Annotated in this window: 12 protein-coding genes; 9 read left to right on the top strand and 3 right to left on the bottom strand. The window is 38.4% G+C overall.

The features are described 5' to 3' along the window. Positions 1–342: 342 nt before the first annotated feature. The 5 genes from EJ994_RS00740 (at position 343) to EJ994_RS00720 (ending at position 4,398) form a co-directional block, all read left to right on the top strand. Positions 343–1,119: a hypothetical protein gene (locus EJ994_RS00740; RefSeq protein WP_126590772.1), complete on the top strand. Its 777-nt coding sequence runs from the start codon at positions 343–345 to the stop codon at positions 1,117–1,119. 182 nt (positions 1,120–1,301) lie between these two features. Further along, entirely contained in the window at positions 1,302–1,871 is a 570-nt protein-coding gene (locus tag EJ994_RS00735) for a Crp/Fnr family transcriptional regulator (protein WP_126590771.1), read from the top strand. Between the two features lie 61 nt (positions 1,872–1,932). Continuing rightward, positions 1,933–2,946: an NAD-dependent epimerase/dehydratase family protein gene (locus EJ994_RS00730; RefSeq protein ID WP_206507163.1), complete on the top strand. Its 1,014-nt coding sequence runs from the start codon at positions 1,933–1,935 to the stop codon at positions 2,944–2,946. A gap of 400 nt (positions 2,947–3,346) precedes the next feature. Next, positions 3,347–3,718: a DUF2200 domain-containing protein gene (locus EJ994_RS00725; protein WP_126590770.1), complete on the top strand. Its 372-nt coding sequence runs from the start codon at positions 3,347–3,349 to the stop codon at positions 3,716–3,718. A gap of 77 nt (positions 3,719–3,795) precedes the next feature. Continuing rightward, complete coding sequence (locus EJ994_RS00720; RefSeq protein WP_126590769.1) at positions 3,796–4,398, top strand: DUF1684 domain-containing protein; 603 nt, start codon at positions 3,796–3,798, stop codon at positions 4,396–4,398. A gap of 10 nt (positions 4,399–4,408) precedes the next feature. On the opposite strand, the gene gldC is transcribed toward EJ994_RS00720, so the two are convergent. Both gldC and gldB read right to left on the bottom strand, forming a co-directional pair. Continuing rightward, positions 4,409–4,744, bottom strand: a complete 336-nt coding sequence (gene gldC, locus EJ994_RS00715) for a gliding motility protein GldC (protein ID WP_099573542.1) — start codon at positions 4,742–4,744, stop codon at positions 4,409–4,411. Next, a complete protein-coding gene (gldB, locus tag EJ994_RS00710; protein WP_126590768.1) occupies positions 4,745–5,701 on the bottom strand; it encodes a gliding motility lipoprotein GldB in 957 nt (318 codons plus the stop codon). 91 nt (positions 5,702–5,792) lie between these two features. Between gldB and nadE the strand changes: the two genes are divergently transcribed. Both nadE and EJ994_RS00700 read left to right on the top strand, forming a co-directional pair. Continuing rightward, positions 5,793–6,581 carry an NAD(+) synthase gene (nadE, locus tag EJ994_RS00705; RefSeq protein ID WP_126590767.1) on the top strand — a complete coding sequence of 263 codons (789 nt, stop codon included), beginning with the start codon at positions 5,793–5,795 and terminating at the stop codon, positions 6,579–6,581. A 171-nt stretch (positions 6,582–6,752) separates the two neighbouring features. Continuing rightward, positions 6,753–7,382, top strand: coding sequence for a response regulator transcription factor (locus EJ994_RS00700; RefSeq protein ID WP_099573544.1), 630 nt, complete (start codon positions 6,753–6,755; stop codon positions 7,380–7,382). A 65-nt stretch (positions 7,383–7,447) separates the two neighbouring features. Here EJ994_RS00700 and dnaG read toward each other — a convergent pair whose 3' ends face one another. Further along, on the bottom strand, positions 7,448–9,427 hold the full coding sequence (gene dnaG, locus EJ994_RS00695) for a DNA primase (protein ID WP_126590766.1): 1,980 nt from the start codon (positions 9,425–9,427) through the stop codon (positions 7,448–7,450). Between the two features lie 165 nt (positions 9,428–9,592). Between dnaG and EJ994_RS00690 the strand changes: the two genes are divergently transcribed. Beyond that, positions 9,593–10,864, top strand: coding sequence for an amino acid permease (locus EJ994_RS00690; protein ID WP_206507161.1), 1,272 nt, complete (start codon positions 9,593–9,595; stop codon positions 10,862–10,864). Further along, the gene (locus tag EJ994_RS00685) at positions 10,861–11,949 is read left to right on the top strand and encodes an aromatic ring-hydroxylating oxygenase subunit alpha (protein WP_126590765.1); all 1,089 of its coding nucleotides are present in this window, start codon (positions 10,861–10,863) and stop codon (positions 11,947–11,949) included. The genes EJ994_RS00690 and EJ994_RS00685 overlap by 4 nt, the downstream gene beginning before the upstream one ends. The last annotated feature ends 5 nt before the right edge of the window (positions 11,950–11,954 follow it).

Genomic DNA, 11,954 nt, shown 5'->3' with positions numbered 1-11,954 from the left:
ACGCTCATAGATTTCCAAGAAAATATCAACATTGCACTGCTACTATTAGCTCGTATTGGAATTTTAATAATTATAGGAATTGTTACAGTTAAAATTATTCAGAGCATCGCATAAAAAAGTAAGCGCATAACAACGGTAACCGTTGCACAAGCCTGTGATTTTCAAAATACAGATTGAATACAAGCCCCTTAAAGGGGCTTTTTTTGCTGAATGCCTTTTGGAGATGTACTGTATAAGCGTTTGTAATTAGTTAAAAGATTATTGGCCGGATTTGTTGGTCGACAACTACTTTTAGCCGAAATTTAGGGATACATACTTAGATACGAGTTGTATGCCATTTGAATGAACAGAACTTTGAATATAGAAGAAAGGAAACCAATTTGGATTGCATTATCTGATTTCTATCTTGATACGGAACTTCAAGAATCTGATTTCAGAAATATTGCATTCAAAATCATTGAAAGTCCTTATTCTCTTAAAGAGATCAAAGAAATAAACAAGTATGAGATTTTTCCGGTATTACAACCTAATTTAACGAGCGTTACAGGAGAATGGGCAGGCTTTCCAGAAAATTGGCTTGTAGAAAATATTTTAAAATCACTTAACCAACGGACAACTTTTAAAAAATTAGGAATTGAAACTTCATGGTTGACCTTTAAATGGATGCAAAAAGACTATTGGGTAAAGCTTGAAAAAACTTATTCGGAACTTAAAACCAACCCAGACTCTTTCATTTCTACTTGTAGAGAAATTTGGAAGCAAGGAATTGAGCCATTTGAGTTACAACAAAAAGACATTGAACTCTTTGAGAGATTAAAGGGAATTGCTCTGTCATTTAAGGTGCAAGATAAACAAACAGAATTTTACCAATATCTACAAGAAGGGCAGTATTGGATAGGTCTTTGGACAGCTTTCTTCCTTATAGAATTATTTGATCTAAAGAAATCAAACAAGCTAGTTGGACTAAATGATAATGAAAAGGCAATTGACTTCTGCTTGAATAAAATTGAAAGGAATCAAATGTATTTAAAGACTGAACAAGCAAGAAACAATTGCAAAAATTGGATTGAAAAGAAAAAAACTGCGTACAACACAGGTGACGGTTACACAAGTCATTAATTCTTTAAAACACAACACCATTTAAGCTATCAAAGAGGCTTTTCTTTTGCTGAAAGCATATTGGAGATGTACCGTTTAAGCGTTTGTAATTAGTTAAAAGATTATTGGCCTGATTTGTTGGCCAACAGCTACTTTTAGCCGAAATTTAGGGATACAGACTTATATATCATTACAACATAAAAATGGAAAATCTTATTAATTATATAAAATCAAAAATTACTTTAACTCAACATGATATTGATTTAATCAAAAATCATTTTGTTTCGGAGAATGTTCCAGCTCAAACTAATCTTTTAGAAGCAGGAAAAGTGGAACGATATATTTATTTCTTAGATACTGGTATTGTAAAAGGATATCAAAATGTTGACGGAAGGATTGTTGTACAACATCTTGTAGCTGATAAAGATTTTTTCACATCTTTAGACAGTTTTATGACAGAAACACCATCACTAGATTATTATGAAACTATCACAGAGTCCAGAGTTTCAAAAATATCGAAACCTGATTTTGATATTTTACAAAAAGAAACAAAATTTTGGTCAATATTAGTTAAAGAAATAACAAACGAACATTTAAGTTGCAAATTGGAGCGTGTCAAAGATTTTCAAATTTTGACCGCTAAAGAACGTTATATGAAATTTGTAAATCAGTACCCAAAACTAGCTTTGAATGTATCTATTGACAATATCGCCTCTTTTTTAGGAATGGAACCTCAATCCTTAAGTCGTATTAGAAAACAAATCACTTTCTAACAAATGTTATTTCTAGCTATATAAAGGGTTTTGAAATTTGCTCAAACAAAATTTAAGAATTATGAGCAATGAAATTTCATTGGTAACTGGCGGAAATGGACATTTAGGAAATAACCTAATTAGACATTTACTTTCCAATAACCAAAAAGTAAGAACAACCGTAAGAAACATAAATAAGACTGAGCCTTTCAAAGGTTTAAACTGTGAGGTTGTACAGGCTGACATTACAGATATTATATCATTAAAAAAAGCATTTCAAGGAGTTACCAACTTATATGCAGTTGCGGCAAATTTTAGTATGTGGGCGAAAAATCCTAAAGAGGAAATTTATGATAATAATATGCAAGGAACTCAGAATGTATTTGATATTGCTAAAGAATGTGGCATCGAAAATATCGTTTATGTAAGTTCTGTAGCCAGTTTAGATTTTACAAAATTACCTGCAAATGTTGACAATGGATATAATAAAGACCGAAGAAATTGGTATTATAACTCTAAAAACGATTCTGATAAACTAGCTTTAGAATTAGGGGAAAAATATAATATTAGAACTGTCCTTGTTCTACCTTCTGCGATGATTGGCTCTAAAGCTTATAAATTAAGTTACTCTAACAATCTAGTATTACAAGTTTTAAATGGAGAAATACCTGTAGACACCAATGTAACTTTAAATTGGGTTGATGTAAAAGATGTAGCCTCTGGTCTATATAACGCTATGCAAAAAGGCAGAATTGGAGAACGCTATATTCTATCTAATAAACAACACACTACGTTACAAGAAACAGTAAAAATAGCATCAGAACTATATCCTGAACTAAAATTAAAAATGCCTAAAAAAGTACCAAAATGTTTATTGTACTCTGTTGCAGGTTTAATGGAATTTAGCAGTAGACTTACAGGTAAAGAGCCTTTATTACAGAGACATTACTTGGATATGTTTTACGGATTAAAACAAGATTATGATATCAGTAAATCTAGAAAAGAATTAGATTTTAACCCCAAACCTTCAAGAAAAGCTTTGGAAGATGCTTTTAAATATTTGAAAACAGATTGGAAAAAAGAAAATGGTAGATAACAAAGGTAACCGTTGCACAAGCCTGTGATTTTTAAAATACAGGTTGAATAAAAGCCCCTTAAAGGGGCCTTTTTTCTCTTAGGTTCAGATGTGCAAAGACGATTTTTGATGCTTCATGAACCGACTGGCCAAGTAACCCAGGATACTTTTGACTTATGCTACCAAAGCAAGTTTGTTCCAATCACTTTTAATTCTATTCAAGATGATTTGGCATAGGCGTCCTGACAAAAGATAAGTTCATCAGACCTGCATTGACCATTTGGGCTGCTTGCTTGTTCACACGTAATCCTAGAATTTACTATATTTAATAAGAATAAGCAACATCTAAATAGACCAAGAATACTACAAAAACTAGGCATGAGCATATCTTAAATAGTGCGCATCACTAAAACAAAACATCATGAAAGTTACCGCTGAAAAAAACGAGAAAGTGGCCCAAATGATATTTGCATCCATTTATCCACTTTACCTGAACAGGTTAGAAAAAAATGGAAGAACAAAAGAAGAACTAGACCAAGTCCTAACCTGGTTAACCGGTTTTGACCAAGATACTTTGCAAGCGCTCATTAACGACAAAGTAACCTTTAGAACCTTTTTTGAAAAAGCCAACATGCATCCGAACGCACAACTCATTAAGGGTGTGGTCTGTGGCTATCGCATTGAAGAAATAGCCGATGAGTTTGAGGTATATAAGAATTGTAGGCGCATGGAAAAACTAATCGATGAACTGGCCAAAGGTCGTAAAATGGAAAAAATTCTCAGAAAAACCTGATACCCATATACTGCTCCAAGCAATCCTTAGGAGAAAATTGATATAACCCTTACGAACTTTACTTTACAGAAAGCATTATGAGAATACTAGTACTCCTTAGCATTTTTTTTTCCTTAACCGCAATACAAGCGCAGGCCTATAAGGATAGTATTATTGCCTTCCAAGACCATCTCAACGAAGAGTACCGTGACACTATTAAATCACCACTATCCCACGAGGATATCGAGAAGTTTCAAGGGCATACGTTTTTCCCCGTAGACGAGAACTTTAAGGTCACCGCGAATTTTCAGAGAGCCTTAAACCCCATACCCTACCAAATGAAAACAACTACCGACAGGGTGCCGGTGTACGATATTTACGGCATAGCTACTTTTACCATTAATGGAAAGGAAATGAAGCTAAACATCTATCAGAGTCATTACCTTAGAACAAAGGAAAAATATAAAAACCGCTTATTTCTACCTTTTACGGACCTCACCAATGGTATTGATACCTATACCGGTGGTAGGTATTTAGATTTAAAAATACCTGCTGGCGACACTATTTTAATAGATTTCAATAAAGCGTACAATCCATACTGTGCCTATAATATGGATTATTCTTGTCCTATACCGCCTAAGGAAAACGACATGCCCATTGCCATCCGAGCTGGAATACTTATGCAACCGGAGCCCGAATAAAAAGATAAGCTTACTTGCCCAATTCTAGCTTCTCGGCAAAATAATCACAGAAATCCTTCATGGTGGCGGTCATCTTTTCGTCTTGCGTGGCCTTCATAAAAGTATCGGTCAAAGAAACCAAGGTCTGATGAAAAAAAGTTTTCATTTCATCCACGGGCATATCCTTGGTCCATAAATCTATTTTAAGCGATTCTTGGTTCTTACTATCCCAAACGGAGAGTAACATCGCCTTTGCTTCCTCATTATCAATACCACCATCTTGTGCGGACCAAGATAATTTCTCCGGTACCCGGTTATCATCTAATCCTACGCGCAATGTTATTTCCGATACATGTAAATCTGCCATCTAATTTCTTGGTTTGTAGTTCGATTTTTTGAATAGTTCCTCCGCTGGCATCGCCAATAGTTGTTTGAGTTCTATGTCATTGTTTTCCATAAAAGCCCTCACAATTTGCCATCCTATGTAACGACCTAGCCTGCCCGGGGATTCATTATCCAGTTCCAATCCAAATTTTGAAAAAGGCGCTTGGTCCAAAAACCTTGGATTTAAACCATTTTCCGTGCTGTACAGATGCTCTTGCTCAATAAAGTTCCTCCAAATAGGCTCCTCATTGGCTATGGCCCAGTTAAGTTCCTCTTCCGTATACCCAATTTTTACGGTATCGTCCGCATTTGGGAGCAACTTATCCTTTAGGTATAGCTCTTTCCCAAAATAAATCATTCGCGCCAAAAAGGTTCTGTCCCTTGGCCGCGGCACCACTTTCTTGGCAAACGAACTTACGATATCACTGGCCAAATAGGCCCTATCAAGACTTTTAGCAATATAGCGCTGAAAACCGCCGTAGTATTTATGCGCTGGCCCTAGATAGTTGTCCAAACCTATGAGCAACAAGGTATCCGCTAGGATTATCCTGTTGTTGTAGTCTACATCGTTGGTAACGGTAATTATATGTGGGGTGGGCTGTTCTGGGAAATAGTATTTTACATGTTTGAACAATTGCTCCAGTGCCGCCCTTTCATCTTCAAAACTGTTAAAGGTGTTCCCTACTTGTTGCAAAAGCTCTATTTGTAGTGAATCTTGCATTTTGGCAATCCAGACACTATCTGGAGCGGGAAAAAAATAGGGATAGGTACTTCTGAGTTCTGGCAAACTTTCCGGGGTTGCGGCCGCAAACTCCCGATCAAATCTTGTAATCTTCAGGTCCAATGGAATCTTGGCTACCTCAGCAGCAACTTTATCGCCATCATTACAGGAAAAAAGAAGTACTGAAACTAACAATCCGCTAAAAATGAGTTTTTTCATACCAAGTATTTTGGAATACATTTTCTTATTCTCCAAGGACAACTTATTTTTAAGGCAAAGTTAATCGATTTATATAAATATTGATAGTCTTATGCAAACTGAAAAAGTGATAGACCACATCGTTACTTGGTTAAAAGATTATGCGACCAATGCAAAACAGAAAGGTTTTGTAATAGGAGTTTCTGGCGGTATAGACTCCGCAGTGACCTCTACCCTATGTGCCAAAACGGGCTTAGATTTGCTTTGTCTTGAAATGCCCATTCACCAAGCACCCAATCAGTCGGACAGGGCATCTAGACATATTGCCTGGCTACAGGAAAATTTCCCAAACGTAAAACGCCAGCCGGTAAACCTGACCCCTGTTTTTGACAGCCTGGTAGCTGCGTTCCCAAAGGTCGAAAACGAAGAAGAACGTTTTATGTCACTCGCCAATACCCGTGCGCGTCTGCGGATGACCAGTTTGTATTACTTTGCTGCATTGAACCGATACCTGGTGGCAGGAACAGGAAACAAAGTTGAGGATTTTGGCGTAGGGTTCTATACCAAATATGGTGATGGTGGGGTTGATTTAAGTCCGATAGCGGATTTACTAAAGACCGAGGTTTATGCTATAGCAAAAGTCCTTGGCGTTAACGAGGAGATTATTAAAGCGGCTCCTACGGATGGTCTTTGGGGAGATGACAGAACCGATGAGGACCAAATTGGGGCATCGTACCCAGAGTTGGAATGGGCCATGAAAATGAAGGATGAAGGCCGAACAATTGAGGAATTCACAGGCAGGGATAAGGAAGTCTTCAAGATTTTCAGTAGATTCAACTCGATGAACCAACACAAAATGCTGCCGATTCCCGTTTGCGTTATACCCGAAATGTTAAAATAAACCACTCACCTAACAATCAGGTAGATAAATCGAATATTTTCTGACAAATTTTAAGAGTAAGAAAAAATAGTACATCTTTGCCTTCTAATTTAGATTATTTAGTCTTACATTGCATGTACGTCTTTTTGGACAACAAAATGCAAGTAAAGACGGTCTAGAAAAATCAACATAATGATCAAAGTTTTAATCGCGGACAATCATCCCATCATAAGAATGGGAGTACGAAACGTTCTTGAATCCGCAGCTGGTTTTGAATTAGTAGACGACGTAGCTACTACTGAAGAACTTTTTGAAAAACTGGAAAAAGTTACCCCCGATGTTGTCATGTTAGAGATGGATATTCCGGAAATTAATGGAATAGCAGCGCTACGAAAAATCAAAAAAGAATACCCTGATGTAAAGGTTCTTATGTACAGCGGACAATCTGAGGATGTCTATGCTTTAAGTGCTATCAGAGCAGGTGCTTTTGGATACCTATCCAAATCTTCTGACATTGATTACATCATTGCGGCGGTAAGAAAAGTCAGTGAAGGTAGTATGTTCATCACCAACGAGCTAGCGCAGCGGTTAGCATTTGATGAAGGAACTAAGAAACCAAGGAGGTTCTTCCGTAAATTATCCACTAGAGAAGTTGAAGTTTTAAAACTTTTGGCTAGCGGAAAACGTAACAAGGAAGTAGCTCAAGGGCTCAACCTTAATGAAAAAACAGTAAGTACCTATAAGGCACGTTTAATGAAAAAGTTAAACGTTGACAATATGGTAGATTTACTACAACAAGCAAAAGCGCTAGAATTGTACTAAGCCCTTATGCTAAAAAATTTAAAGCCCGCATTAGCGGGCTTTTTTCATTTTCATGGCCATCCCGATTACGATAGCACCCTATTCAATTTTTTATTCAGAAGCTTATTGAGCTGTATGTAGTTCATAATTTCCTCCAATGTTTCCCTATGGTCTTTAGCCACATCCTCGGTTTCACTTTGTAATGATTCCATTCGTTTTTTGATCAGGAAACAACGCAGGGTCAAAATTGTTTCGCTTACCAATTGGGATACACTCTTTTCCTTGGGCTTCGGGTAAATATCCTTTCGTTCCCACGCATGTAAAGTGTAACGCTCCTCCTCCATTAAGATGGAAGAAATATCGTTTGCGGCGTCCTGTTCCAGTCCCGCGATAAAAGTATTGATAGTGAATTCTTCCGTTTGATTCAAAGCTTCAATAAGTTGATAATAGATAACCCTAAACTGCGGATTCGCCAATTCTATTTCATCCTCTTGTAAATCCAAATAAACTTTTTCATAGACCTTGACCTCTAAGGATTCTGGCTCCAATATTAGATCACCCGCCTCGTTTTCCTTTAAGATGAGGTCTTCAAACTCCTCTTTACGGTCCCCATAGACCAACAGGAGCTCTATTATTTTTTGCTCTAGAACAAACTGTACATCTACCTTTTCTTGAACCGTTTCATTACGTACAATGTTAAAGGCCTTTTGTTCCTCGCGTTCTTGTTTTTTGGCATCGGCAACATCCTTTTTACCTACCTGCGCCAAGGTATTGAACAAGACCGCTTCGGAAATATTCATAATTTGGGCACATTCCTGGATGTAGATTTCCTTTTTTATACGGTCCGGAATTTTAGCGATACTGTTGACGATATCCCTGACCGTATCCGCCCTTTTGATAGGGTCATCCGATGCCTCCTTGACCAACAGCGAAGCTTTGAACTGAATAAAATCTTTCGCATTTTCCTTAAGATAATGCTCCACCTCTTCCAGTTCGTTGTTCTTAGAAAAACTGTCCGGGTCCTCACCCTCTGGAAACGTGCATATTTTAACGTTCATCCCCTGTTCCAAAATAAGGTCTATCCCTCGTAAGGAAGCCCTTAATCCGGCCGCATCACCATCGAACAGAACGGTAATATTTTTAGTAAGCCGGTTTATGAGGCGTATTTGTTCCGAAGTCAGGGCCGTACCACTCGAAGATACGACGTTATGAATGCCCCTTTGGTGAAATTGAATAACATCGGTATATCCTTCTACCAAATAACAATTGTCCTCTTTTGCTATGGCCTGCTTGGCATAATAAATGCCGTACAACACCTTGCTCTTATGGTAAATTTCACTCTCGGGAGAATTAAGGTACTTTGCAGCCTTCTTATCATTGGTCAATATTCTACCTCCAAAGCCCAAGACCCGTCCACTAAGCGAGTGAATAGGGAACATGACCCTCCCCTTAAAACGATCGAACTTTCTAGGGTTGTTCGGGTTGTTCGCATCTTCCTTTACGATGGTAAGCCCCGTTTTCTGAAGATAATCCAGTTGATAGCCCTTGTCCAATGCCGCGGTCGTAAAACCGTCCCATTGGTCCAAGCAGTACCCCAACTCAAACTTTCTAATAGTCTCCTCCGTAAATCCGCGTTCCTTAAAATAGCTTAAGCCAATTGCTTTGCCCAGTTCCGTATCCCATAACATTTGCTTAAAATGTTGCTGGGCAAACTCTGAGACCAAATACATGCTTTCGCGCTCGTTGGCCTGCTCTTTTTGTTCATCTGACTGCTCGGTTTCCTCTATTTCAATATTGTACTTTTTAGCCAGATATTTGATGGCCTCGGGATAGGTAAAGTGCTCGTGCTCCATTAAAAATGCTACCACATTACCTCCTTTACCGCTACTAAAATCTTTCCAAATCTGTTTTACCGGCGATACCATAAAACTTGGTGTGCGCTCATCTGAAAATGGACTAAGTCCCTTGAAATTTGAACCCGATTTTTTTAACTGTACAAAATCACCGATGACCTCCTCTAATCGGGCGGTTTCATAAACTTGGTCTACGGTAGTTTTAGCAATCAATTTTTTGTCTTAAGAAGTCGATAAAGGTACTAAAAAAGGGAAAATTTAAGATACTAAAACTTTTGATTAGAACTAATGAAATACATACCGTTATGAACTACTCCTTTAATAATCCCTAACTTTAAGGTTCTTATTTCTAAATTAAAGCTACTAAACAGCCCTAGCTTGACGAAAAAAATTGGATTTTGGCCCTCTGTGGCACTTGTAACAGGAAACATGATAGGTGCCGGAGTCTTTCTACTGCCCGCTACCATGGCCGCTTATCGAGGTATCGGTATTATTGGTTGGATAATCGCATCTTTGGGCGCTTTATCCCTTGCACTGATCTTTGGCAAACTCAGTAAACTATATCCGAAGGCAAACGGTGGACCCTACGCCTATTCGCGCATAGGACTAGGCGATTTTGCCGGATTTTTAGTGGCCTGGGGTTATTGGATTTCCATATGGTGTACCAATGCGGCAATAGCAGTGGCCCTAGTGGGTTATTTGGGTGCTTTCTTACCCAATATAACGGCGCATCCGCTTTTAGCCAGTTTAACGGGTTTATTCTTTATTTGGTTCTTTACATGGATAAATTCAAAGAACATAAAGACCATAGGAGCCGTTCAAGTGCTGACCACCGTTCTTAAAATTATACCTATAGCCTTTTTGATTCTCGTAGGAATCTTTTATGTGGATTTTTCAATGGCGTTCGTTTTTCCTTTTACAACGGGTTCCATATTACCTGACATCACCGCTGTGACCACGTTGACATTTTTCGCATTTTTGGGTATGGAAAGTGCTACGGTTCCTAGCAATGCCATAAGTTCACCAGAAAAGACCATCCAAAAAGCAACACTTTTCGGTACACTTCTAACAACGGTTCTTTACCTGCTGAGCTTTATTGTCATCATCGGTATTATTCCTCCAGAGACCTTAGCGAATTCCAATGCCCCTTTTGCAGATGCAGCCTTTAGAATTTGGGGGACAACAGGTAAATACCTTGTAGCTTTTGGTGCCATCGTATCGACCATGGGTGCCTTGAACGGCTGGATTTTACTGCAAGGGCAAATACCTGCCTCCGCCGCAAGAGATAACCTATTCCCAAAAATGTTTAAAAAACTTAATAAGAACAAAGCTCCAATACGCGGAATTATCTTCTCAAGTTTCTTGGCGACCATTTTAATGGTTTGCAACTACTCCAAGACTTTGGTGGAGGCATTTTCCTATATGATGAAATTATCTACCCTGACCGTACTCTTACCCTATTTGTTCTCAATTGCAAGTTTTGCCTTGGCGGTGAAACGTGCGGACAAAAAATCCTTATTTTTAGCGGTATTGGCCTTTCTATTTTCCCTATGGATCGTTATTGGTTGCGGGGCTGAAATTGTTTTTCTGGGTTTTTTACTATTACTTTTAGGAGTGCCAGCATATGTTTACCTAAAGAAGCGACCATGAAAAAATTCAGAATAACAAAGGACATAAAAAATGCGGAAACCCTTCCTGCAAGTTTTTACCGCTCTACGGAGGTTTTTGAACTGTTAAAGGAAAAAGTCTTTTTAAACAGTTGGCATTGGATAGGCGATATGGCCACGATAGTTCCTTTATCCCAAACGGTGTACCCATTGGTGTTACACGAAAAATTCTTGGATGAACCGGTTTTGGTAATTCGAGATAAGGATGATGTGCTGCACTGTGTGAGCAATGTTTGCACACATCGGGGCAACTTGATAGTGCATCATCCGGGTAAGCAAACTGCCCTTACCTGTATGTATCACGGTAGGCGTTTTCACATGAACGGCAACTTTAAGGCCATGCCGGAATTTGAAGAAGCGGAAGATTTCCCCAGAGCATGTGATGATTTGCATAAATTTTCAATTAAAACATGGCTGAATCACCTTTTTATAAGTCTTAAGCCCAACTATAAATTCAAAGAAATTACAAAGGTCCTTGATGAACGCGTAGGTTTTTTACCCGTCCACAACTTTAAATTTGACCCAACCTTAAGCAAAGATTACATTGTTAATTGCCATTGGGCGCTCTATTGTGATAATTATTTGGAAGGTTTTCACATCCCTTTTGTTCATGCGGACTTAAACGCTGCATTGGATTATGGTAGTTATACCACAGAAATTTTCGACTATGCAACCCTGCAAATAGGCTATTCCGGTGGTGGTGAGGAAGTCTTTGATCTTCCCGAAGGGCATCCAGATCATGGAAAATCTGTCGCCGCCTACTACTATTGGGTTTTTCCGAATATGATGTTCAATTTTTACCCGTGGGGATTATCCGTTAATATCGTAAACCCCATTGCGAATGATAAAACTAAGGTTCAGTTCTTAACCTACGTCTATGACGAAACAAAATTGAATGCCGGTGCGGGGGCTCTTTTGGACAAGGTAGAACGTGAGGATGAGTTTGTCGTAGAAGGTGTTCATAAGGGTTTAAAATCCCGATTCTACTCGAGTGGAAGATTTTCACCTACTCAAGAAAAAGGAGTACATCATTTTCATTCCCTGCTCGCTGAACATCTAAACATGTAAGGCAT

The sequence above is a fragment of the Maribacter sp. MJ134 genome, assembly GCF_003970695.1.
Classification (GTDB): domain Bacteria; phylum Bacteroidota; class Bacteroidia; order Flavobacteriales; family Flavobacteriaceae; genus Maribacter.
The sequence above is the reverse complement of the archived record's forward strand: the minus strand, read 5'-3'. Positions and strand labels throughout refer to the sequence as shown.

Bases quoted from the DNA above. Each gene is read 5' to 3' on its own strand.
- nadE (WP_126590767.1), top strand. From the start codon at position 5,793: ATGCAAACTGAAAAAGTGATAGACCACATCGTTACTTGGTTAAAAGAT.
- EJ994_RS00685 (WP_126590765.1), top strand. From the start codon at position 10,861: ATGAAAAAATTCAGAATAACAAAGGACATAAAAAATGCGGAAACCCTT.
- gldB (WP_126590768.1), bottom strand. From the start codon at position 5,701: ATGAAAAAACTCATTTTTAGCGGATTGTTAGTTTCAGTACTTCTTTTT.
- EJ994_RS00730 (WP_206507163.1), top strand. From the start codon at position 1,933: ATGAGCAATGAAATTTCATTGGTAACTGGCGGAAATGGACATTTAGGA.
- gldC (WP_099573542.1), bottom strand. From the start codon at position 4,744: ATGGCAGATTTACATGTATCGGAAATAACATTGCGCGTAGGATTAGAT.
- EJ994_RS00735 (WP_126590771.1), top strand. From the start codon at position 1,302: ATGGAAAATCTTATTAATTATATAAAATCAAAAATTACTTTAACTCAA.
- EJ994_RS00725 (WP_126590770.1), top strand. From the start codon at position 3,347: ATGAAAGTTACCGCTGAAAAAAACGAGAAAGTGGCCCAAATGATATTT.
- EJ994_RS00720 (WP_126590769.1), top strand. From the start codon at position 3,796: ATGAGAATACTAGTACTCCTTAGCATTTTTTTTTCCTTAACCGCAATA.
- EJ994_RS00740 (WP_126590772.1), top strand. From the start codon at position 343: ATGAACAGAACTTTGAATATAGAAGAAAGGAAACCAATTTGGATTGCA.
- EJ994_RS00700 (WP_099573544.1), top strand. From the start codon at position 6,753: ATGATCAAAGTTTTAATCGCGGACAATCATCCCATCATAAGAATGGGA.